Raw genomic sequence first — 23,115 nt, 5'->3', positions numbered from 1 at the left:
AGGACTCCAACCGAACAGAGTTCTTCTCGACAGTCGCGGCCCTTGGTCCACCAATCCCGCCATCTGACCCGACTTCTGCAGTACCCCACAGCGACCCTGGCAAGTTGCAGGTTCGCTAGGCCGGACTGAGAGTCGTTCGTTGAGCGATCCGGCCGCGGCTTTCATTCAGTGTTTGGCGGCGGCGCTGACTCTTGCTATCGCATCGCGCAGCGCCCTCAGTTCACTACCCTCAAGTGCCGCAAGCGCTTCGGGAGCCGGGTCGTCGACCGCATTGATGGTGGCCACCATCGACCAGCCAGCGTCGGTCAGTGATACCACTTTACACCGCCGGTTGGTGGGAATAGTCTGACGCATGACTAGGCCGCGGTCCTCCAGATCGTTGACGGCCACCGTGGCCGCCGGGGCATCGATGGTCACGGCGTGCGCGACCTCTTTGACGGTCATCGACCCGCGGGCCAGCCGGAGCAGGATCCGGATGCGACTGAAAGGTAGGCCCGTCTGGTCGACGGTCGCTCGCCTCCAACTGTCGCGGTTGTCGGTGACCAGTGCGGTCATCGCGCGCCAGACCTCGTCCGCTTCCGGATTACGCGACATCGGCAACCTCCCGTCGCGAATCGGTTCCTGCGATCAGCGGCGCCAGATGCTCTGCTGAGCGCAGCGCGCGCTTCGACGTCGAGTAGACACCGAGCGTGAAGATCAGCACACCAACTCCAGCGAACACTAGCCATAGGGGCTGGGCGGAGACCGCGAAATCGACGTTGGTGTCGCCCAATGCCGCACCAGCGACCGGGCCACATATGGCCACACCGACGGCGACGCCCACCTGTCGGCTCGTGGATGTGATAGCCGCCGCCGCACCGGCGCGGTCGGTCGGCATACCGCTGACGGCCGCGGTTGTGACCGGTGCGTTCACCATCGAAGTACCGACGCCGAAAACCGCAAAGGCGACCAGCATTCGCCATTGCGGGGTAGCGTCGCTCATCTGCGCGAACATGAGAGTCGCGGCGACGATCAATGCGCCGGCGATCATCAGCGACGGTCTGGCACCAAATCGCCCCACCAGCCGGCCAGACAAGGGCGAGAAGATGAATGCGCCGACGGCCACGGGCAGAAACATCAGCCCGGTATTCACCGCTGAAAGCCCGCGCTCCCCTTGCAAATAGATTGACATCATGAACAGGAACGCGCCCCATGCAGCGAATGCGCACACCGCGATGGCCGTCGCCGAAGCAAACGGGATGCTGCGGAAGAATCGGAGCTCGACGAACGGGTCGAGGCGGCGTGACTCGTAGCGCAGGAATGTCGCGAAGGCCAGCGCTGCGAGGCAACAGCTAACGACGACGCGGGTGTCGGTCCAGCCCATCCCTGGCCCTTCGATGAGCACGAACACCAGTCCGAACAGGAAGGCCATGCCCAGGACCAAGCCGATCAGGTCGACGTGGCGCATGGTGACCGACTTGGATTCGGGAACGAAGATCGCGGTCAACAGCACCGCAAGCGCGCAGATCGGCACGTTGATCCAGAACACTGCTCGCCAGTCAACATACTCGAGAAGTATTCCGCCCATGATCGGACCCAAGGCCATCGAGATGCCTACGACGCCCCCCCATATGCCGATGACGCGCGCGCGCTCCACTCTGCCGGTGAACACCTGCGTGACGATCGACAACCCAGCAGGAGTGAGCATCGAACCGCCGATCGCCTGCAGGAAGCGGGCGCCGATCAGCGTTTCGACGTTGGGAGCCACGCTGCACAGTAGGGAGGCCGACGCAAAGATTGTCAACCCGATCTGCAACGTACGCCGCCGACCGAATCGGTCGGCCATGGCACCCGAGAGCAGCAATAGCGAGGCCACCATCAAGGTGTAGATGTCAATGACCCACTGCATTTGCGAAGGCGACGCCGAAAGGTCGGCGCGGATGCTCGGGATTGCAACGTTGGCGATGGTCACGTCGATCGACACAATGAGCACGCTCAGGCAGCAGGACGCCAGGACGAAGGCCTTGTGCCGGCGGCTCAGTCGTTCGACAACAGTTTCATTCACACAACTATTTTGAAACTACAACTGATGCTAGCGCAAGTCGGCGTGTACCAGTCGATTGCGTGCTGCCCGACCCGACGCCGGACATAGCCGCCGCCGCGGGCATCGGAGGGGTTCCGGGGGAAACAGCCGCGTGTCACATACCCGCAACGGCGCGATGCCGTGTCCCGAGTCGATTTTCTAATCGGTCGCTTATCGTCTGGGGCGCCGATGCACGGCCGACTGACGCCCTACGTCAAATAGCAGTTCTCCCACAGGATTTCGACTGCGAGAAAGGTCACCGTCCGCTGTCGACGCCTTCCGGCGCATCGACGCAGTTCAGTCCAAGGTGACGGTTACTGCCTTGACTTGGGTGTAGGACAGCAGTTCCTCCGTGGACTCTTCGGATCCAACACCTGACGATTTCCGACCGCCGAAGGGCAACCCCCAGTAGTGGCGTGCACTGCCGTTTATCCAGACGTAGCCGGCATCAAGTCCCGCAGCCATGCGGTGGGCTTGGCTTACGTCGTTGGTCCACACCGCGGCGGTCAACCCGAACTCGACGCTGTTGGCAACTTCGACAGCCTCGGCTTCGTCACGGACGGTCAGCACCGAAAGAACGGGCCCGAAGATCTCGTCGCGGGCGACATCGGCTTGTGGTGCCACTCCAGCCAATACGGTCGGGGCGACATACCAGCCTTTGCTACCAACACCCTGCGCGCGTCCTCCACCGGTAAGTACGCTGGCGCCGCCCGCCCGTCCTGACTCGATGGCCCGCAACGACTTTGAGTATTGCGCTTGGTCGATGACGGGTCCCATGTCCGTGCCGTCAACGAGCGGGTCGCCTACCTTGATGGCAGCGACCTGATCGACGACCAGATCAATCACCTCGTCAGCGATCGCTTCGTGCAGCAGCAGTCTGCTTGTTGATCCGCATGATTGGCCCGCGGTGGTGGTGAAGTTCATCCCTACCACGGCGCTTTTGGCAGCCGCCTCGAGGTCGGCGTCGGGCATGACGATCATCGGGTTCTTGCCGCCGAGTTCCAGCGTGACGTATTTGACGCCGTGCTCGGCCGCCAAGCGCTGGATATGTCGGCCCGTGCCCGGGGAGCCGATGAAGCCGATTCGCCGGACTAGTGGATGGGCAACCAACGCGGCGCCGGCAGTTGCCCCGTGCCCGGTTACCACCCCGAATAGGCCTTCGGGCAGGACCTCCCTGGCGAGCTCGGCGAGCCGGATGGCCGACAACGGTGTTTGATCGGGAGCTTTGAGCACCACAGCGTTCCCCGCCATCAGCGGAGCGGCGATCTTGGATCCCGCGAAGAAAACAGGATGATTGAAGGGCACGATTCGGGCGACCACGCCGTAGGGTTGCTGCAGCGTGTAGTGCAGGTTCGCCGAGAGCGGGATAGTGCGTCCGCTGAGGTTGAGCGCGGCGTCTGCCATCAGCTCGAGCACGTCGGCCGCCCACGTGACGTCGTCGCGCATCGCAGGCAGTGGAAAGCCGCCGTCAATTGCGTCGAGCAGCGCGAGTTCTTCAGAGTGATCGCGCATGAGTGTCGCCAAAGCCCGCAGCGCGGTGCCGCGCTGGCGAGGCGTCCGCAGCGCCCAATCGCGTTGAGCGGCATGTGCAGTCGCCACCACCCTGTCGACATCCTCACTGCTGCAGTCGGGCACCTGGGTCAGCACGTCTCCGGTACACGGATCCTCCACGTCGTAGACGCTGTGGCCCTGCAAAGTTGCGACACCTAGCGGGAGCGTCCACGTTCTCATGACTGCACTGCGTGCGTCGTCGACCACTCATCGCCTCCTTGATAGTTGACACGTGATTGTCAGCGGGCATCCTCTTGCTAGCAGATAATATCTCCGCAATACAGAAAGTTTAGCTCATCGAAAGCGTGCTCCCAAAGCTTCGTTGCCTGTCGGCTGGCCGTATCACCGCACGGATTCGAAGAATGCGCGGATGTCGTCGACGAAGAGTCCCGGTTGTTCCAAAGCGGCGAAGTGCCCGCCGCGCGGCATGGTCGTCCAATGGGTGATGTTGTAGATCGGTTCGCACCAACTTCGCGGTGCGCGCAGGACCTCCTTGGGAAAGGCAGCAATACCAGTGGGCAATTCCACACGAGTTGTCGCGTCCAGGGTCTTGAAGCTCTCCCAGTACAACCGGGCCGAGGAGGAGCCACTATTGGTAGCCCAGTACATCATGACGTTGTCGAGGAGCTCATCGCGGCTGAGCACGTTCTCGGGATGGCCGTCGCAGTCCATCCACGCTGCGAATTTCTCGACGATCCACGCCATCTGGCCGACCGGCGAATCGGCCAGTCCGTAGCCGACGGTCTGAGGCCGGGTGGACTGCTGCTCGGAATAGCCTGTCTCCCAACGCTGATAAGTCGTCAGGGCGGCCAGGGCCAGCTGTTCTTCCTCGGTCGGATCGGTGATGCCACCCGCGGGAGGGTAAGCGATCGGCATATTCAGATGGATGGCGGCGCAGTGGCCGCGGTTGCGGCCCATTTGTGTGGTGATCGCTGCGCCCCAGTCGCCGCCTTGGGCGCCGTAGCGCTGGTAGCCAAGGCGCAGCATGAGCGCCTCCCAGGCCTGCGCGATTCTTTCAACACCCCACCCGGAGTGGGTGGGCTTGCCGGAGAAGCCGTAGCCCGGAAGCGCCGGGCACACCACGTGGAAGGCGTCCTCGGCCCGTCCCCCGTGGGCAGTCGGATTGGTCAGCGGCTCGATCACGTTGCGAAACTCCACGATCGAGCCAGGCCAGCCGTGGGTGATCACCAGCGGAAAAGCCTCTTGGTGCGGAGATCGCTGGTGAATGAAATGGATGTCCACGCCGTCGATTTCGACGACGAACTGATCGAATCGGTTGAGGGCGGCTTCACGGGACCGCCAGTCGTATCCGTCGGCCCAATAGGCGGCCAGTTCGCGGGTGTACCCGAGTGGGATGCCCTGGGTCCAGTCCGGTACACATTCGGCTTCGGGCCAACGGGTCCGCGAAAGACGCGTTCGTAGATCGTCGAGAACGTCATCGGCGACGTGGATGCTAAATGGTCTCACTGCGCGCACGGCACTCAAGGTCACTCCTCACACGCTGCTATTGGCGGACTCGGGGGCCACCAGCCGACCTTGAAGTTTGGATGGTGCTCATTTCGGCTCGAAACCCGATATCAACCAGCGGGATCCGACTTTGTCGAGGCTGACCTGAACGACGGAGTCGGTGTCTGTCGGCGCGTCATTGCCCACGGTGGTGGTTTGGTCGACAAACACCATGACGATGGCACGGTTCTTGCTTACGGAGACGGAGGCGGCGGCTGACACCCTGGCGGTGGCCGAGATTCGCTGCTGCTGTGCCCCAGGAATGACGACATCCTCAGTCAACGATGTATATGAACCGCGAAATGGTCCTGTCAGTCGATCCCGCGCAGCCTTCAGTTTCTCGGCTGCCGTTTCAGGCGTGTAGGACAGCATCGCGACCGTCGCTTCGGTGGCGACCTGTACGGTTTCAACGCGGGCGCGATCCTCGTCACCGGCGGTCCCTTCTTGATACTTGAAGTAGGCCGCGCCCAGCGCGAGCAACAACGCGATAAAGGGCAAGAGCCAGAATGCGAGCATCCGCACGAAGGTGCCGCGACGATCGTCTGTCGGGTCGACCTCGACAGGGTCCTGGCATTCTGGCGCGACGCCGGACTCACATCCCGACGCGCTGTTCGATGCTTTCCCGGGTGTTGGTGGTTGGTCGTCGGCTCCGGCGGAGTGGGCGGCGTCGCCGTCATCGGGCTCGAGTTTCGCTGGTGAATTCCTCATACCACGAACTCCACGTCGGCGACCTTCGCATCGTTGCCGACTTTCTGCACCGTGACGCGCATTCGCCATGACCGGGGTTCCTGTTCTGGCCCATCGCCGACCGTGGTCTTCACGCTGACCGCGACCAGCACCTGGGCCGTGTCACGGGAATGCGATTCCAAGCCGGCCTCGGTAATGGTGCCCACCGATTTGGACTTCACCTTATTGACCACGTCGATGAATGGTTGTGACCGCTGGGAGAACTCGTCGTAGAACGTGCCGGTAGCCGAGTCGAGAACGCGCTTTACATCGACGTCGGCGTGCTGCCAGTCGATCGTGGTTAGATTCAGTGCGCCTTGCCGTCCGACCTGCACGAATAGCTGACGTTGTTCGGCGGCCTGATGCGCTTGGTGGGTCTGGAAGCCGAGCCAACTGGTCAGTGCGGCCATCGTCACGGCTGCTACCAATCCCATCACAAGCGCTAGTCGCTGCGGCGGCATCGGGGTTCGCGAGGGGGGCGCGGTGTCCCGCTGGTGTTTGCCGTCGACGACTTCGGTGTCCTCCTCGCTGTCGGCGCCCGCACCGCCAGCGCCCTTGTCGGTGCCGACATCGAGGGTGTCATCAGGGGCAGGCGAGCACGGTGTGGGATCGTCGCCCGCGGGGTCGTCGGCGGTGTGGATGGTCACGGATCACCGTCCTTTGGCGGAAGCAGCATGTCCTGCCAGGTGTGCTGCCCGGCAGCATTCTGGCCCAAATCCGCTTGCCGGTACTGTTTTCCATCAGGTCCGATGTAGCTGCCGGTGCTCGGGTCATACTCGGCGACCGCAATCGGGGCGGTCGCCGGCACAGGGGTGGGCGGTGGCGTTCCTGGCGGCGGCTGCGGAACCGCCTGACCGGACAGCGTCGCGTTCGGATCGCCTTTCCAGTTGGTGCCCTCATTGAGCGGTACGTAGTTCTCGTCGCTCTCGCACATCTTCACCGTCGGCGCACGCTTCCCCGGCCGAGTCACACAGGGCAGGTTGCGGGCCCCGCGGACGTTCGTGAGGCCGGACTCCTGCGGTATCCGGCAGTAGAAGTCACCGGCGGGCTTCGGTGGATAATCCACTTCAGACGGTGCGCGTTGTTGTTGGGCAGGTAGGTATCCCGTTCTGCACGGCGGGGGCACATTGAGGTTCAGGTTGAAGGACAAGAACACACCTTTGACGTCCTGTTTGGTGTTTCGGTTGGCGAGTGCGGCACCCTGGAGACCGGCGATCTCAATCGGATACAGGGCGAGGATCTGCTCGAGATTGGGTTGATAGGTCAGTGCCACTTGCCCGAGGCTGACCAGATTGGCCAGCAGGATGGGCAGGGTGGGCCGTACGCGGTCAAACAGCTGACGTACCTGGTCAGCGGCGGGGGGTCCGTTGACCAGTAGGCCCTGCACCGATTCATCCTGTAGCTGCAACTGATTGGTGATTTGAGCGAGATTGGCCGCCCAGGTCTGGATGGAGTCGGAGGTTTCGGTCTGGGTATCCAGAAGGGGCTTGGACTCGTCGATGAGGGTGGTCAGTGCAGGCAGGTTGTTGCGCGCATCGATCGCGAGCGTGGTGGCACCCCGGGTCAGCCGGGAAAGCTCGGGCCCCAGGCCACCGAAAGCCGTGTAGGACTCGTCGATCACCGTTTTGAGGTTGTCACGCGGGATCGCCTGAACACCGGCGTTGACACCCCGCAGCAGTGCATTGATGTCGGGAGGGACCGAGGTGCGGTCGGCCGATATCACGTCGCCGTTTTCCAGCGGCGCACCGTCACCGCTTCGCGGGACGAGGTCGACGAACAACTCGCCGACCGCGGTCTGGCTGCCCACGTGAGCGTCGAGGTCGGCCGGAATCTTGATGTCTGACTGCAGCGACAGCACCGCGTCGACTCCGGTGTCACTGAGGCGGACGTCTGTGACCCGGCCCACCGTCGTGCCCCGGTAGGTCACATTGGCGTTGTCGTACAGGCTTGCTGCGTCCTGAAGCTTCATGGTGACCTGATAGCGGCCGACACCGAAAAGCAGGCTCGGCAGCCGAAGGTAATAGAAGGCCATGCTTCCACCGGCCAACAGTGTCACCGCTCCAAACACGGCCAGCTGCAACCGGACTCGTCTACTCAGGTACATTACGGTCCTTGATCCAACCGGTAGGGGACGATCAGCGGATTTCGCGCGGTGTAAGGGCTGGGCAGTTGCCCGATCGTGCGGCCCCACTGCAATTCCAGTTCGGTGAGCTTGCCTTCGAACCGGGTACCGGTGAATAGCGCCGCGTCGATGCGACTCAATGTCAAGTCCACGATGGTGGTGATGTTGGCGTAATCACCCCGCCACCACTTGGTCAGGTTGTCTTTCACGAACGGAATCGTGGTGAACAGGTTCAGTGACCGGGTCAACGCGGGACCGGCGTTCGCCAGTGATTCCAGCACGGGTCCCAGGTCGTTCAAGATCTGGATCAAAGACTCTTGCGACTGGTTGACTGTGTCGGCGGCCAGTGCGCCGAATTTGCCGAGCTGGTCGACCGCCTCCACGAGCTGGTCTCGTTCGGCGTTAATCACCGCCAGCGCGTCGGGAATCGTTTCCAGCGCCTTGTCGATGACTGGTTTTTGTGCGGCGAACTGGGCGACCAAATTGTTGAGGCTGTCAGTGGCCGCGATGATGTCGCCGATTTGACCGTTGACGTTGGCGGTGAAGGTGTCCAGCTGTGTGAGCAGGCTGCGGAATTCGTTTTCACGGCCTCCCAACGCGGACGTGAGTGCTGTGGTGATGTCCTGTACCTGCCCCACTCCGCCACCGTTGAGCAGGAGGGATACCGACGCCAAGGTCTGTTCGGTGGACGGGTAGGCCCCAGCCGAGGACAACGGAATCAGCGAACCGGCCCGAAGTTTTCCCGCCGGGCGAACATCGGTGGGGGGCGCCAACTCGATGTGCAGTGAGCCCAGCAGGCTGGTTTGACCCAGCGACACGGTCGAGTTGGCGGGAAGGTCGACGTCGCCGTTGAGTGCGAGTGTGAGCAGCGCATGCCAGCCTCGACGCTCGATCTTCGTGACCGTACCCACATTGACGTCACCCACTCGGACACGCGAGTTCGGCTGAAGGTTTTCCACGTCGGGCATTTCGGCCTGAATCGTGTAGGAGCCCTGCCCGTGGCCTTGCGTCCCGGGCAGCCGAAAGGAGTTCAGACCGCGAAAGCCGCATCCCGGCAGCGCGGCGACGGTCAGCGCGATCACGATCACCGCGGCGGCACGAACGCAGCGCTTCCCCGTCATGAGCCGCCCCCGGGTGGAATCATCATGCCGGGCAGCCCGGCGGCCGGATCGGTGGGCTGACCCGACGGGCCAGAAACCGGCACCGGGGCTTCAGCTGGCAGCGCTGGCCCGGCAAGCGGCGGCGGCACCGTCGGGTCGGAGGCCGGCGGCGATATCGGCTGCGGCGGAACGTAGTCCGGCCGCATCCAGTCCTCACTGTACGTCACTTCATTCGGCCGGGCGCTGGCCTGGACAAAGGGGTTCACCCCGATCGGGGGGAAGTTATATTGGCGGTTCTTGATGATCGGCGCCAAGTACTGCACACATAACTTCGCCGACTGTTCGCTGTTCAGTCGCGAGGCGGCCTGCACTGCGCCGCACAAAAAAGTGATTGGATCCGAGAAGTTGGCCAGGTTGAGAGCTCCGGTGAGCGTCCCCTGGGCGGGCTTGTAGAGGTTGGCGGCGTTGGACAACGTCGTCGGCGCGATATGCAGCAGCTGTTTGATGTCGTCGATGCTGGCCGTCAGTGCCGTTGAGACCGACGTCAACTTGTCCGACGTGGCGCCGATCGTCTCGCGGTTTGCGGAGACGAAGGCTGTCAGCTCGCCCACCACGTCATTGAGGTTCTTCACCGCGTCCCCGACTTCGGTCGGGTTGTTGGTCAGGAGCCCGGTGACCGACGCGAGGTTCTGATTCAGCTGACGTATCAGGACGGTGCTGTCCTGCAGCGCAGACACGAGTGTCGAAAGATTCTTGACGCTGGTGAAGATGTCCGGGCTGTGATCGGCTAGCGCGGACACCGACTGCGACAACTTGATGATGGCGTCGCGGATTGCCGGGCCCTGGCCGCGCAAGTTGTCGGCGGCGGTGTTGACCAGGGCGCCCAGCGTGCTGACTCCGCCGGGCTCGGTGGGCTGCAGCAGTGTCGTCAGCCGTTCGAGCTGTTGGCGGACTTCGTCGAACTCCACCGGAACGGCGGTGCGCTCCCTGGGGATGACGGCGTTGTCCTGCAGCGTCGGGCCACCGGTGTAACCGGGAGTCAATTGGATGGCGCGGGAGGTCACCAGTGTCGGCGACAGGATGACGGCCTTGGCATCTGCGGGCACCGTGTATTTGGCGTCGAACCAGAAGGCGATCTTGACCTGTGTGGGCTGCGGTTCGATGGCGTCGATCCCGCCTACGCGAACGCCCCTGATGCGGACATCATCGCCGACGAAGACCCCATTGCTGTTGTCGAAGTAGGCGACGACGTGAACACGATCTAGCTCCTGTGACCCGCGCGTCACCGCGATCGCGCCGCCCACGATGAGGCTGACCAAAACGATTGCCAATCCGAGCTTGGTCCGAGAGTTCGTCATCGTCTGCCTTGGGGAATCGAGGAATCTGGTGGTTCGGGCGCGACTTCGTCGGGCGCCGGCACGAAGACGGGGCTTGGAGTCGGCGGCGGTGGGGCTTGCTGATCGGGTGGTGGGAGTGCTGGCGGACCCGGTGGGGGCCCACCTGGTGGCGGGGCCGGTATGGGTTCGCGGTACGGGTAGCGGGGATCGCCCGGATTTCCGGTGATCGCGTCGGGCAGCGTCAGTTTGGGGTCGCCACCCTGGCCGGTCCTCGGATACGGAATCGGCAGCGCCGGGGTGCCGGGCTGGCCCACCTGCGGATCGGTGCGCTCGGAAGGTAGCAGCACGTTGGGATCCAGACCGAGATCGGAGAACGCCGCATCGACGAACGGTTGAATGAACTGTCCGGGCAGCAGGTTGGCGAGGTAAGCGTTGAAGAAGGGACCGGCTGCGACGGTCTCGCCGAACTGCATTGCATAGGCCGCCAGCCCTTTGATCGACTCTTGGATCTGAACCTTCCGGTTGTCGAGGATCGCGAGAACCCCGTTGAGCTTGTCGAGTGCGGGTTGAAGCGTCGTCTTGTTCTCTCCGATGAACCCGGCGAGTTGTCGACTCAGCTCGGAGATGTTCGTCGAGATCTCGTCCAGCGCAGCGCTTTGGGAGCGCAGCTGCGCCAACAACGCATTGGTGTCGGAGATCAGGCGCACGATGTCGTTGGTGCGTTCGCCCAGGACGGTGGTCGCCTTGGCGGCGTTCGCGAGCAGGTCGCGCAGCCGCGCATCGCGCTGGTTGAGAGTTTCCGAGAAGCGGGCGACGCCCGCGACCGCGAGGCGCAAGTCGTCGGGGGTGTCTTGGAGGGTCTGGGACAGCACTGTCAGCGACGTGGACAGCTGCTCGGTGTCGAGCCCGCTGATGGTAGTCGTAAGGTCTCCGAGAGCGTCCGGCAGCTGATACGGCGAGGTGGTCCGCTCGACGGGGATCGTGCCGGAAAGCGTCCCGGCCCCGCGGGTGGTGAGATCGAGGACCTTATTGCCCAGCACACTGGTCGTCTTGATCGACGCCTCGCTGCGGTCCCCCAGCCGGATGCCGTCGGCCACCGTGAACTTGACCAGCACCCCCTGCGCGTCAAGGGTGATGCTCTGTACTTGGCCGGCGGGAGCCCCCGACACTCGCACCGGCGCGCCGGTTGTCAGGCCGCCCGCCTCGTCGAAATACGCCGAATAGGTCTTGCCGGAGGAAACGAACGGCAGCTTGGTGTAGTTAAGCGCGCCCAGCACGAGAGCGGCGGTGGCCACGACACCGATGGCCCCGATGACGACGAAGTTGCGCTCGGCGAAAGTCTTCATTTGGGTGTGCACCTGCCGCTACTTTGTCCGGCCAACTTGATGTACACGGGTTGTCCGCCTTTTCCATTCACTTTCAACAGCAGATCGCACAGGTAGAAGGCGAAGTAGTTGCCGTAGAGCCCTTGCCGCAGCAGCACACGGTAGGCATCAGGCAAAGTCTTGAGGAGGTTGTCGAAATAGTCACGATCTGCAAGCACAGCAGCCGCGGTGCGATCGGTCTCGTTGACAACTTTTTGAAGCGGTGGTCGTGCTTGTGCGAGAAGGTCGGCGATCGATCGGGCAGCCTCGTTGGCGTAGGCCACTCCGTTGCTGATGTCCTGCTTGCGGGTTTGCAGCCCGTGCACTAGCTGCGACAGCGAGTCGACAGCCTTGCCGAATTGATCGCTGTGCTCGCCCAGCGATCCCAGCACCGCGTTCAAGTTGACGATGGTTTGCCCGATCAGCTCGTCTCGGTCGGCCAGCGTGTTCGTCAGCGCTGCGGTCTGCGCCAGTATGGAACCGATCGTGGCGCCTTGACCCTGAAAGGCTGCGATGAGTTGGCTGGTGAGAGTGTTGACCTGGGCGGGGTCCAGCGCGCGGAACAGCGGCCGGAACCCACCGATCACGGCGTCCAGATCCAGTGCCGGCGCGGTGCGATTCAACGGGATTGTGTCGCCGGGCCGCAGTTTCTTGGTCCCGCCCGTGCCTTCCTCGATCGCCAGGTAGCGGTCTCCGATCAGATTGTCGTATTTGATGACAGCCCGGCTGCCGTCGGTAAGCACCACCGAATCGTCGGCCCCGAACTCGACCTGCACCGTCGAGTCATCGCGGACGGTGATGGTTTGGACCTTGCCGACCTCCACACCGGCGATGCGGACGAAGTCTTCGCTCTTCAGTCCGCTGACGTTGGTGAAGACGGCGGCATAAGTCTGTTCGCGCTCGAAGCGCAGCTGCGCGAACACTGTGATGAGGGAGAATGCACCCAGAGCGCACACGAGCACGAAGATGCCGAGGCGCCACAAGACGGCCGACATCTTATTGGTCACGGCGATGCTCCTCTCCAACGTTGGCAGGTATGTTTCGAACCATTTGCGTGGCGGGCGGTCACGGTGGTGTGGGTCCCCGTGACGGCGGTGGCGGGACCCCGGGATAGAGGGGCGTTCCGTCGGGGCCGTACTGCGGTGCGCCGTAGGGCGGCGCGCCGGGGTAGGGCATGGGACCGGGCGCCGGGCCGCCCGGGTAGCGGATACTCGGCGGTTCGGGGACCGCCCGAGTCACCGGGAAGTAGTTGGCGTACCCGGGGAATCCGATGCCGGGATTCGGCCGCCAATCCAATCCGGTGCCGAAGCCGGTGTTGGCGATCAGCTGTCTTACCGGGAAGTTTTTGGCGACGTCGGGCAGCGAGCCGCACCCGGGCTTGCCCCCTTCCCCGCCCTTAGCAGCGTTGATGGGCAAGTTTTTCGGATACCGGTACGGGTCGTATCCCGGCAGAAGCGCAGCGTCCATGATGAGAGACTTGCCGTTTCCGCCGAGCATGTCGGCATAGCCGGTGTCGAGGGTGGTCTTGGCGCCGACGATCAAGCAGGTGAGCTCGGGGTTGTACTTCATCAGCAAGTTCGTCGTGGGTTCCAGTAGGTTGACCGCTTTCACCAGGTTGTCTTTGCTGGGGCCAAGGAGGTCAATCCCGCTGCGGGATAGCCCCACGACGTTGAGCAGTAGCGCGTCGAGTTGCTGGGCATGGCTGGTGACTGTCGCGCTCGTTGTGGTCGCAGCGGCCAGGGTGTCGATGATGTTCTTTGCCGCGGCGCTGTAGGTGTCGCTGACACCTTTGAGCGCGCGGAAGTCCTCGCGCAGAGTGTCTGTGCGTGGATTCAGCTGCAGCAGGACCTCGTTGCTCGCGGTGATCGCTTCACCGATCCGGTCGCCCTGTCCTCTCACGCCCTCGGCGAGCGCGCTGAGTACGGCGTTCAGCTTGAAGGGGTCGATCGCCTTGATCAGCTGCACCGCGTTTTGAAACACGGTGTTGACCTCGGTGGCGACATTCTGTGATCTCAGCACCGCTCCCGCCGACAGCCGCTGTGGGCTGGGGTTAGGTGGGTAGAGGAGGTCGACGTACTTCGCCCCGAACAGCGATATGGATTGGATGCGCGCCTCGACGTTGGCCGGGATGTATTGAATCTGGGCAGGGTCAATGTCCAGCTGGATGCGGGTCGAGTCTCCGCCGCCGACAGAACTGACGCGGCCGACCTGCACCCCGCGCATCTTCACGCGGGAGTTGGGCTCCAGCATCAGACCGGAGCGGTCCGCTGTCAGAGTCACCGGCACGCTTGGGGCGAACGTCCTGTTGAACATGGTCAGACTTAGCACCACCGCCGCGACGATGCCCACGACGAGCAACATCGCCCACCATTCAGGGGAGATCCGACGAGCGCCCATACCGTCTGCCATATGCGTCACCCCGCGTAGTTGAAGTTGCCGGTCTGGCCGTAGAGAGCCAGGGTGACCATCAGAATCACCATTTGAGACGCGATCAGTGAGGTCCGGGTCGCGCGCCCGACCGCCTCGCCCACGCCCGCGGGCCCCCCGGTGGCGTTAAGTCCGTAGTACGTGTGGATCAACATGATCACCAGCACTTCGGCGACCGTGACGGCGAAGGAGAAGAACACAGCCTGCGGACTGAGAAAGGTGTCGAAGTAGTGGTCGAATACTCCGGGTCCCTGCCCGTAAAAAGCGGTGGTGATGACCCGTACCGAGAAGAACGACATCAACAAGGCCACGCAATACAGTGGAATGACCACGATCATGCCGGCGAGCAAACGGGTGGAGGCCAGATAGGCGATGGGCCGGATGCCCATCACCGCTAGCGCGTCGACCTCCTCGTTGATTTTCATTGCGCCCAGCTGCGCGGTGGTACCAGCACCGATCGTCGCGGCGAACGCGAAGGCGGAGCTGGCCGGGGTTACCAGCCGAACGTTGACGAAGGCAGAGGTGAAGCCCGCCAACGCTTCCACGCCGACTTGAGACATCTGGTTGTAGGCCTGACTTGCGAGGGCGCCGCTGGTCGATAAGTTCAAGAAGGCAACGACCGCCACGGTGCCACCAACCACCGCTAAGGATCCCGCTCCGAGACCGATCGCGGCGATCTGGCGCAGCAATTCAGCCCGATAAATACCCACCGCCTGCACGATCGAGGCGACCGACTGCCCGTAGAAGTGAGCCTGATCGCCGAGACCTCTCCACTTGGCCCTCCACTGGCTCAAAGAGCGGGCGGTGCCTGGAAACCGCTGCCGAAAGACAACGCCGGCGCTCATTTCGTGACCTGGAACCCGACCGCAGTGACGATGGCATTCACGACGAACAGCAACAAGAACGCAATGACAACGGTTTCGTTGACCGCGTTACCCACACCGGCCGCGCCTTTTTGCACCCGCAAGCCTTGGTAGCAGGCAATCAGACCCGCCACGAAACCGAACAGCGTGGCCTTGACCAGAGACACGAGGACATCGCTGAGACCCGTGATCAGCGTCATACTGGCAACGAATGACCCGGGAGTCACGTGCTGGAAGTACACCGAGAACAAGAAAGCGCCCAGGAGGCCAGTCACGGTCACGACAGATGACAGGAGCACCGCGACCGTCGTCGTCGCCAGCACCCTGGGGACGACAAGGGAATGGATCGGGTCAAGGCCGAGGACCCGCATTGCATCGACTTCCTCGCGGATGGTGCGCGACCCGAGATCGGCGCACATCGCCGAAGCGCCCGCACCCGCGACGACGAGAACGGTGACGAAGGGGCCGATCTGGTTGACCGCGCCCAAGGCTGCGCCGGTTCCTGAGAAGTCGGCGGCGCCGAATTCGATGAGCAACGTGTTGAAGGTGAATGACGTGAGGACAACGAGGGGAATCGACAACGTCAGCGCGGGAACCACAGAAACCCGCGCCACGAACCATGTTTGGAAGAGGAACTCGCGCCATTGGAACGGTGGCTTGACCATCGCGACGAGCATGTCCAGCGTCATCGCGTAGAGCCCGCCAATAATGCTGAGTGGTTTCAGCGCTTTGACGTCGGCCGCTGCCGGGACGGCTTCGACGGTGTTACGGAGGGAAAAGCGTTTCACTCGAATACCCCATTACCGTGCTGAGGTGCGCCTGCGGGGCCGGAGTCGGCGTCGCCGCGGCCACGCCGACGCCAACAGCTTCGCCAGAATGCGTCCATGACAGCCGGTACGGCGATGCCGTATCGCCCCAAAACGTTCACGTCACTGCTCCCTGGCGCGACTCATCAGAGGTTTCAGCCGTCACGCAAATTGCTGGCCGCAGCGTGATGTCGAAACGAAGTCCGATGTCGTCGCGGGTGGCGATAAGGGCTTGCCGCCGCTCGGCGGGCAGACGGCGCAGCAGGGAATCTTTGGCGAGATGGCACCCTGGAAGGTAGGCGCGGGTGATCAGCCGATCGAGATGCCCCCGGGCTTCTACTGAGACCGCTATGAACGGTGCTGATCCGTGCTCAGGTGCTAGAGGCGGCACCATTTTCACGCTGTATCGACCCTGTTGGTCGGTGATGACGCTCTTTGGGCGGGTGTAGTTCCGGCCGTCGCACCGCGGCCGTCCGATCTTCGTCGCCGCGTTGTCGTCGTCCCCCGCGGCGTGCCAGGTCTCGATCAGGACGTTAGGAACTGGTCGACCATCTTCATCCGTAATCACCCCGTGAAACTGAATGGCCCCGGACGCGCCCGCCGCCCGGTCGCACTGCCACCGTGGAGAAGCTGCCATGTTCAGTCTCCCCAGACGAGTCCGTCGACCTGACCTAGGAGGCGGAGTCCGGCGCCGAGCACCGCCATGTTCGCCATCGCCACCTTGACCGGGCCCACGAATTTGATCTTGCGCGTCGCGATGGCGTTCGCTACGCCGAGCTCGCCGTCCGCGACCCGGTGCCAGACGCTCGCGGTTGCAGTCAGAACGAAGTCAGGCTTTCGCCCTTCGATCTGCACCCCGCCGTAGACGGCCTCACCATCGGTGATCTCCAACTGTGAGACCTGGTCGTTGGCGTCCTGTACTCGCCATTCGATCAGCATGCTCAATTCTTTGGCGCCCTGCCGGATCTCGGCCGAGTCGTTCCACAGGTCGCGGTACGCGCGTGCCCACTCGGGCGACATCAACGCAACGGCAGTCATTATCGAATCCACTCCTTCGGTCGACGAGTCAAACGGGGTACACCAGATAGCGCGGCGGAGTGTTGTCCACCACCACGAATTTCTGCTGAAACAGCGCGGTTTCATCGTCAAGGACGACGACGTCTTCGCTGTAGCCGCTGACCAGAATCCCCGGCTCGCCGGAGGCACCGGTGTAGGTGACGAGGACGTTGGACCGTACCTCCCAGCGGTCTTCGCCGAGCTCACGCATCGCCGTACGCTGCTGAACGTGGCGGGTGTCGTAGGGTTCGACCGTGCCCGCCCAGACCTCCTGGATCATCTTCACGCGGTCGGCCAGCCGTTCTCGGCAATCGTCCATCATGTACGCCAGCGGCAGCCCCTCACGGACGTTCTCCATCGCGCGCACCTCGTAGGCACATTCCGGCGCGAACAGGGCCAGCCACGCGGTGAAGTCTTGATCGTCGACTGCGCGGGCGTAGGCTCCCAGCAGTTCGTCCACCAGGTACGCGGCACGTGCCCGCCGATCTTCGACGCTCGATGTCAACAAAACTCCATCACCTCCTGGTAGTGCGCCCACCAGCCGGTATTGGCGACCTCGTCGTTCTGCGACGACTCCGACAATGGTCGGCCGACGCCGGCGACAAAGCGCTGATAGCCGCCATCACGCGCGGTCGCCTGCACGCGGTTGTAGATGGCGGCGTCCTCGATACTGATGAAGCCGCTCGGCCCCAGCAGATTCGACGACTGGCGGACTCGGTGGCGTGCGAAGTCCTCGCTGTCACTGGCATGGCCGAAGAACGTGTATCGCACCTCGGTACGATCAACCCCGAGCGGGCGGGCGTACCGGATGTTGATCGTGTCGACGTGACGCACGATCCCAGTGACCGGCCGTAACGCGATGACGCGGGCTCGGCTGTCGTCCCCCTTCCGCATGACCACACTCGGGTCAGCCAGGAAGCCGTTGTCCACGTAGGGTTGCGCATCGTAGAGAATCGACATGTGCCCGTAGGGCTCGCTGACCAGCACGTTGCCGCTGCCGCCCTGCCAGTTGAGTAGTTTGAACGCGCTGTGCAGCAGCGGCGCGTGATAGGGATCGTTGTCTATGTAGGTCTTCCAATTACTCTGGAACACCACCGTCTGGTAGCCCAGCAGCGTCAAGTCCCCGTCATCGACCATGCAGTCGCGCAACGGAGCCGCGCTATCGCCGAGGTAATCGTCGAACGGCGGCGGCTCATCGGCCATGCTGACGAAGATCAACCCCCACGACTCGACTACGTGCAGTTCTCGTAGGCCGTAGTCCTCCTCGCGGAAGTCGGGGCGAAACTGCATGCGGCGTGGCGCGCCGGCGAACCGGCCGTCATTGTTGAAGAGCCAGCGGTGATACGGACACTCGAATCGCTCCGCCACCCCGCACCGGCGCTGCTCCAGTAGCGTTCCCCGATGGGCGCAGGAGTTGACGAACACGCGGATGCGGTCATCGCCGTCCCGCACCATCAGCAGCGGCACGTCGGCCAGCCATCTCGTCCGGAAGGCGTTGCGCTCGGCCAGCTCGGCCCGGTGCGCGATCGGATGCCAGTAGGGGCCATAGAAGATGCGGGTGAGCTCTTCCCGGTAGACGTCGGGGTCGCTGAACACCTCCTTGGGAATGTCCGCTGCAGAGGTGAACCGTTTCCGGATCGCCGGCTGCACATGGTCGAACTCCAGCGTCGGTCCAAGCTTCACTGCGCTGCTCCTTTCTTCGGCGTCGCGATGTGGGTGATCGCGCCCAGGCCGTCGGCCAGGCACTTCCAGGTGTGGCCCTCGTCTTCCGACACGTAAAGCCCACCCGCCGTGGTGCCGTGGTACAGCAGCAGCTCGCCGCCATCAGTGAGCTCACCCTCCAGCGCCCAGACCATGTCGAACAAGCCGCGGTCGTCCTCGCTATCCAGCCGTACCCAGGAGGCGCCACCGTCGTTGCTGCGGAAGAATCCCACGTCGGCGCCGCGGCGTCGGCGCAGTTTGGACGGCGACAGGAAATAGACATTGCCGTTGAGCACGCCCATCACCAGCCGGCGCACTGCGGCCCACTTCGGTGGGATGCCGTCGGCCGCGGCGAGGAACACCACGTCGGGGTCGGCGGGATGCACCACGATCGCGTCTTCGGTGTAGTTGCGCTCGCCGAGTCCGTCGTTGGACTGCACCCAGCTCGATCCTCGGTCGGTGCTGCGGTAAATGCCCTTGCCGCCGCGGTAAGGCTTGGTGTCCTGGCCGGTGGTGACGATGAGCCGGTCGGGGGCATCCGGGTGCAGAACCACGCGGTGGATGTCGTGACCGAGGCCATCGATCTCCTCCCACGTCTGTCCCCGGTCCCGGGTGACCAGGAGGGAGCCGACTTCAATGCCGACGTAGACGACGTCAGCTTCTAGTGGGTGCACGGCGATGGTACGGACATGCGCGATTCCCGGGCGGATGGGGAAGCTCCACCTTTTCGCTTCGGGTACGCCGAGGACGTTTCCACACTCGGCCCAGATCCCGTCGTGCCACCGCAGCAAGTGCGCTGGTTCTGTTCCGGCGTAGAGCGCGTTGGGCGTGTGCGGATCGAACGCCAGCGCGCGCACGTCGCGGTGCGCGAGGCCATCGCCGAGGTCAGTCCAGTGGTCTGCGCCCACGGTGGCCAGAAACACGCCGTGCTTGTGGACGGCGACGGCGACGCGCTCGTCCTGAACAGCCATGGCCATGACCTGCCCCGGCAACTCGGGCCAAGCCCGGGCCTTGCCGTCGCCGCACACGGTGAACACACCGCGGCTTGTCGCGGCGACGACCATCAAGCCTCCCTCACTCACGGCTTCACCAGCACCTTGACCAAACCCTCCCGGCCCTCCAATAGCCCGCCCAATCCCTCCTTGACAGCGCGGTCCAGCGGGACTCGAGCGGTGATCTGCGGCGCGAGCGCGAGTTTTCCGTCGGCGATCAGGGCGAGAACAGCCGGGAAATCGTCGAACATGTCGTAACCGAAAACCATCCGGAGCTGAATCTCCTTGAGCAGATGGCGGTTGACATCCAGCGAGGCCGCACCAGCCCACGACGACATCTCCATGAAACGGCCCTGTTTACGGAGGCAGTCCAGGCCCTGTGTGAACGCCTCCGCGCTGCCCGCCACATGGAAGACCACGTCCACCCCTACACCGCGGGTCTCCTCCAAAATGCGCGCGGTGGTCCCGGGATCATTCGGATCGAGCACCAACGTCGCACCGAGGTCGCGCGCCAGGCTGGCCCGCACGCCGCTTGGTTCCGTGACGAAGATTCGCGCAGCTCCGGCCGCGCGTGCGCACTGGATCACGGTGAGCCCGAGTGCCCCGGCACCGAGGACCATCACCGTTTCGCCAAGGAGCAGTTCCGCTCGCCGCACCGCGTGGAACGCCACCGCCGTCGGCTCGGTCAGCGCCGCCACCTCGAGGTCCACCACGTCCGGCACTCGGACCGCGAGCCGAGAGGGCACTGCGACGTAGTTCGCCAAGCCCCCGTTTCGGGTGAAGCCGATCCACCCTGGGCGCTGGCACAAGTGAAAGAGCGACCGGTGGCAATAGTGGCAGCTCCCGCAGAAATCCATCGGAATCACCGCGGCGCCCTCCCCGATGCGGGATTGGTCGACGCCCGCTCCGACCTCCACGATCCGGCCCGAGACCTCGTGACCGAGCACCACCGGCGGCTGCGAGAAGGTGGGCCCCTCAACAAACTCGTGAAGGTCAGTTCCACACAGCCCTGTCGCCGCCACCTCGATGATGACCTCACCGGCCTGCGGCGCCGGGTCTGGCACCGACGTCAGACCGACGTCGTTGTTGCCGTTAAGAACGATCGCTTCCATCTCAGCCCGCGGCGCTTTCGTGGGTCCGGCGACGATTCCAGCGGTTGGGGATCATGCTCATACCGCCTCGAACGCCCGGAAAGTGACGCCGGCGGTCATGCCTCCGTCGACCGGCAGCACGGCACCAGTGATGTAGGACGCCTCGGGCGAGGCAAGAAACACAGCCGGCGCCGCGATCTCCTCTGGTCCTGCGAAACGCTGCATCGCGCAGAGGTCCACCATCATCGAGGCGTGTTCGGGGTGCTCGGCCAGGAACCGTTCAATCCTCGGCGTGCGGGTGCCCCCAGGGGCGATCGCGTTCACGCGGATGTTGTCGCGGGCGAAGTCGAGGGCCATGTTCTTCGTGAGCAGCACGACCCCGCCTTTGCTCGCGCTGTAGGCGGAGCACCTGTTCTCGGCCAGAATCCCGGCCGTCGACGCGACGTTGACGATCGACCCGCCGCCACCCTGGCGCAGGAGTGGGATGACGGGTTTGGACATCTGAAAGACACTGCCGAGGTTCATGTCGATCTGGCTGCGCCACTGCTCCTCGCTGATCTCCTCCACGTTGCGAGCCAGGCTCCCGCCGACGACGTTGAACAGTGTGTCGAGCCGCCCGAACTCGGTCAGCGCCCGTTCGACGACACTGTTGGCAACATCGCTGAGGCAAACGTCGCCGGCGACGCCGCAAACCGCCGCGCCGGACTCGGCCAATTCGGCCACGGCCGCATCGAGGCCCTCGCCGTCGGTGTCGGCCATGACACAGCACCCACCTTCGCGGCACCACCGCAGGGCGATCGCCTTACCGATTCCCGCGGCGGCGGCAGTGACAATTGCGACCCGGCGGTCCCCCGCCGTCACGGCACTCACGCGGCGCCGATTGGTGAACGGGCGCACTTCGCGCACAGCCTGGGCAGAAGCTTCATCAAGCACGCCCGCCGAATGCGGGAGGCTGACCCATGTATTCCAGCCATCTCCCCCAAAACCGCCGCTGATTCTGCTCGGCGTACCCGCTCGGGAGGGCCTCTCCCGGCCCTGGCCAGTCGGTGAGCGGAGTCAAGTCCATGCCCATTTCGTAGTTCAGCAGGCCTTCACCGGCGAACGGGCCCTGGACAGATTCGGTGATGGCCTTCCATGCCTCGGCGTCGTCCTGTTCGAAAACCCCACCTGGGCCGAAGTTGTTGACGTAGGACGCCTGGGACGCATCGCGCAACCATTCCGGAGCATCGCGTTCGACCAGGAACCAGGAGAGGATCTCCATCCGATCATGGGAGAGCGGATGCCATACCCGGAACGTGATGAAGGGGGTAGGGGGCGACATGTGGTCCTGCGCGAGGGTCACGTTGATGAACGACAAATTCGGGAACACGGTGCCGTGAATAAAGGATGAGCGTCGCATCAGGTCCTTGTGTACCGGCGACGGGTAGGACGTCGCCATCTGGTCGACGACTTCGTCGGGGTATCCCTCGTACTCGGGAAAATCGGCGAGCGTGGGCGGAAAGCCGAGTACGCCGACGCCGTGGCCGTTCTGCAGCGAGATTTCCGCTGGTGCGCTCGCGAAGTTTGGGTCACCGGGCGCCATGCCTAGCTCGACCATCGAGCGGTGAGCAAAGAGGGTGTGGTAGGAGTCGCCGACAAAATTGTCGGCGGCTGTCTTCCAGTTCGCTGACATCACCCATCGATGCGGTGCCCCTATCACCTCCAGACCGCCCGCTGTCTTCTTCGCAATGAGGTCGAGGTAGAACGTCGTGTCGCCGAGGTAGTCGGTCAGGCTCGGCGCCTTCGGATCGACGCTGCCGAAGATGAATCCGGCGTACGAGTCGACATGGGGGATGTGACGTAATCCCCACTGCGACTTGTCGAAGCCGCCGGGATAGGCCTCCGTCATCGCCGGCACGCCGACGAGCTCTCCGGTGTTGCTGTACACCCAGCCGTGGTACGGGCATTGGAAGTGCGCGGTGTTTCCCATCTCCGCCCGGCACACGAGCGCACCACGGTGGCGACAAGAATTGGACAGCGCCTGGATGCGGCCGGAGTTGTCCCGGCAAACGATCACCGAATCGGCCCCGATGTGCCGCACGACGAAGTCGCCGGACTTGGCCAACTCCGACTCGTGTCCGAGAAACACCCAGGCGCGCCCGAAGATCCGCTCCATCTCGATCGTGTGTAGCGCGGGATCGCTGACGACGCGGGCCGGTAAGCGCCCGACCTTGAGCCCGTCCGCTACCTCCCGCAACGCGCGCCGCAGGTAGGGATCGGTCGCGTCAGCTGTTCCGGTTGTTTCGGTGGTCATATGGTTGGGCCCTTTCTGGAATCGGCGATATCCACGCGGAGGTGGTGAGCGGAGCTGGCCCTACAGGACTACCGACAGGTTGTCGATGGGCAACGTCGAGTGATCGAGTAACACCTCG

General features: G+C 63.7%; 22 protein-coding genes and 1 pseudogene. All 23 read right to left on the bottom strand.

Features of this window, described 5'->3' with window-relative positions:
* Positions 1 to 165: 165 nt before the first annotated feature.
* The 23 genes and pseudogenes from J3476_RS13530 to J3476_RS13425 all read right to left on the bottom strand — a co-directional run bounded on the left by J3476_RS13530 (position 166) and on the right by J3476_RS13425 (position 22,997).
* Positions 166 to 594 carry a MarR family winged helix-turn-helix transcriptional regulator gene (locus tag J3476_RS13530; protein ID WP_207066969.1) on the bottom strand — a complete coding sequence of 143 codons (429 nt, stop codon included), beginning with the start codon at positions 592 to 594 and terminating at the stop codon, positions 166 to 168.
* Positions 584 to 2,044, bottom strand: coding sequence for an MFS transporter (locus tag J3476_RS13525; RefSeq protein WP_207066968.1), 1,461 nt, complete (start codon positions 2,042 to 2,044; stop codon positions 584 to 586). Before J3476_RS13525 ends, J3476_RS13530 begins: the two co-directional genes overlap by 11 nt.
* 315 nt (positions 2,045 to 2,359) lie before the next feature.
* Complete coding sequence (locus J3476_RS13520; protein WP_286182997.1) at positions 2,360 to 3,820, bottom strand: aldehyde dehydrogenase family protein; 1,461 nt, start codon at positions 3,818 to 3,820, stop codon at positions 2,360 to 2,362.
* A 135-nt stretch (positions 3,821 to 3,955) separates the two neighbouring features.
* Positions 3,956 to 5,080 (bottom strand): epoxide hydrolase, encoded by a 1,125-nt coding sequence (locus tag J3476_RS13515; RefSeq protein ID WP_207066979.1) that lies wholly within the window; start codon positions 5,078 to 5,080, stop codon positions 3,956 to 3,958.
* Positions 5,081 to 5,167: 87 nt separating this feature from the next.
* On the bottom strand, positions 5,168 to 5,635 hold the full coding sequence (locus J3476_RS13510) for a hypothetical protein (protein ID WP_286182996.1): 468 nt from the start codon (positions 5,633 to 5,635) through the stop codon (positions 5,168 to 5,170).
* A 188-nt stretch (positions 5,636 to 5,823) separates the two neighbouring features.
* Complete coding sequence (locus tag J3476_RS13505; RefSeq protein ID WP_207066966.1) at positions 5,824 to 6,492, bottom strand: Mce protein; 669 nt, start codon at positions 6,490 to 6,492, stop codon at positions 5,824 to 5,826.
* The gene (locus J3476_RS13500) at positions 6,489 to 7,949 is read right to left on the bottom strand and encodes an MCE family protein (RefSeq protein WP_207066965.1); all 1,461 of its coding nucleotides are present in this window, start codon (positions 7,947 to 7,949) and stop codon (positions 6,489 to 6,491) included. Before J3476_RS13500 ends, J3476_RS13505 begins: the two co-directional genes overlap by 4 nt.
* Complete coding sequence (locus tag J3476_RS13495) at positions 7,949 to 9,088, bottom strand: MCE family protein (protein WP_286182995.1); 1,140 nt, start codon at positions 9,086 to 9,088, stop codon at positions 7,949 to 7,951. Before J3476_RS13495 ends, J3476_RS13500 begins: the two co-directional genes overlap by 1 nt.
* Positions 9,085 to 10,425 carry an MCE family protein gene (locus tag J3476_RS13490; protein ID WP_207066963.1) on the bottom strand — a complete coding sequence of 447 codons (1,341 nt, stop codon included), beginning with the start codon at positions 10,423 to 10,425 and terminating at the stop codon, positions 9,085 to 9,087. Before J3476_RS13490 ends, J3476_RS13495 begins: the two co-directional genes overlap by 4 nt.
* Positions 10,422 to 11,750 carry an MCE family protein gene (locus tag J3476_RS13485; protein ID WP_207066962.1) on the bottom strand — a complete coding sequence of 443 codons (1,329 nt, stop codon included), beginning with the start codon at positions 11,748 to 11,750 and terminating at the stop codon, positions 10,422 to 10,424. Before J3476_RS13485 ends, J3476_RS13490 begins: the two co-directional genes overlap by 4 nt.
* Positions 11,747 to 12,775, bottom strand: a complete 1,029-nt coding sequence (locus tag J3476_RS13480; RefSeq protein WP_207066961.1) for a virulence factor Mce family protein — start codon at positions 12,773 to 12,775, stop codon at positions 11,747 to 11,749. Before J3476_RS13480 ends, J3476_RS13485 begins: the two co-directional genes overlap by 4 nt.
* Positions 12,776 to 12,833: 58 nt before the next feature.
* Positions 12,834 to 14,177, bottom strand: coding sequence for an MCE family protein (locus tag J3476_RS13475; RefSeq protein WP_207066960.1), 1,344 nt, complete (start codon positions 14,175 to 14,177; stop codon positions 12,834 to 12,836).
* A gap of 5 nt (positions 14,178 to 14,182) precedes the next feature.
* Complete coding sequence (locus J3476_RS13470) at positions 14,183 to 15,040, bottom strand: ABC transporter permease (RefSeq protein ID WP_014211460.1); 858 nt, start codon at positions 15,038 to 15,040, stop codon at positions 14,183 to 14,185.
* The gene (locus tag J3476_RS13465; protein ID WP_207066959.1) at positions 15,037 to 15,846 is read right to left on the bottom strand and encodes an ABC transporter permease; all 810 of its coding nucleotides are present in this window, start codon (positions 15,844 to 15,846) and stop codon (positions 15,037 to 15,039) included. The genes J3476_RS13470 and J3476_RS13465 overlap by 4 nt, the downstream gene beginning before the upstream one ends.
* Before the next feature lie 136 nt (positions 15,847 to 15,982).
* Entirely contained in the window at positions 15,983 to 16,501 is a 519-nt protein-coding gene (locus J3476_RS13460; protein WP_207066958.1) for an intradiol ring-cleavage dioxygenase, read from the bottom strand.
* 2 nt (positions 16,502 to 16,503) lie between these two features.
* Positions 16,504 to 16,902, bottom strand: a complete 399-nt coding sequence (locus J3476_RS13455) for an SCP2 sterol-binding domain-containing protein (protein ID WP_067395667.1) — start codon at positions 16,900 to 16,902, stop codon at positions 16,504 to 16,506.
* Between the two features lie 28 nt (positions 16,903 to 16,930).
* On the bottom strand, positions 16,931 to 17,428 hold the full coding sequence (locus tag J3476_RS13450) for an aromatic-ring-hydroxylating dioxygenase subunit beta (RefSeq protein ID WP_207066957.1): 498 nt from the start codon (positions 17,426 to 17,428) through the stop codon (positions 16,931 to 16,933).
* The gene (locus tag J3476_RS13445) at positions 17,422 to 18,603 is read right to left on the bottom strand and encodes an aromatic ring-hydroxylating dioxygenase subunit alpha (protein ID WP_207066956.1); all 1,182 of its coding nucleotides are present in this window, start codon (positions 18,601 to 18,603) and stop codon (positions 17,422 to 17,424) included. The genes J3476_RS13450 and J3476_RS13445 overlap by 7 nt, the downstream gene beginning before the upstream one ends.
* Complete coding sequence (locus J3476_RS13440; RefSeq protein ID WP_286182991.1) at positions 18,600 to 19,703, bottom strand: hypothetical protein; 1,104 nt, start codon at positions 19,701 to 19,703, stop codon at positions 18,600 to 18,602. Before J3476_RS13440 ends, J3476_RS13445 begins: the two co-directional genes overlap by 4 nt.
* Positions 19,700 to 20,326: a zinc-binding dehydrogenase gene (locus J3476_RS27955; RefSeq protein WP_286183006.1), complete on the bottom strand. Its 627-nt coding sequence runs from the start codon at positions 20,324 to 20,326 to the stop codon at positions 19,700 to 19,702. Before J3476_RS27955 ends, J3476_RS13440 begins: the two co-directional genes overlap by 4 nt.
* A 12-nt stretch (positions 20,327 to 20,338) precedes the next feature.
* A pseudogene (locus tag J3476_RS27950) lies at positions 20,339 to 20,725 on the bottom strand (alcohol dehydrogenase catalytic domain-containing protein); the annotation flags it as partial.
* A gap of 57 nt (positions 20,726 to 20,782) precedes the next feature.
* Positions 20,783 to 21,565 carry a glucose 1-dehydrogenase gene (locus tag J3476_RS13430; protein WP_207066977.1) on the bottom strand — a complete coding sequence of 261 codons (783 nt, stop codon included), beginning with the start codon at positions 21,563 to 21,565 and terminating at the stop codon, positions 20,783 to 20,785.
* Between the two features lie 64 nt (positions 21,566 to 21,629).
* Entirely contained in the window at positions 21,630 to 22,997 is a 1,368-nt protein-coding gene (locus tag J3476_RS13425; RefSeq protein ID WP_207066954.1) for a Rieske 2Fe-2S domain-containing protein, read from the bottom strand.
* Positions 22,998 to 23,115 lie beyond the last annotated feature (118 nt).

The organism is Mycobacterium sp. PO1, from assembly GCF_017312405.1.
In the GTDB taxonomy this organism is placed as follows: domain Bacteria; phylum Actinomycetota; class Actinomycetes; order Mycobacteriales; family Mycobacteriaceae; genus Mycobacterium.
This window is presented reverse-complemented; position numbering and strand designations above follow the sequence as displayed.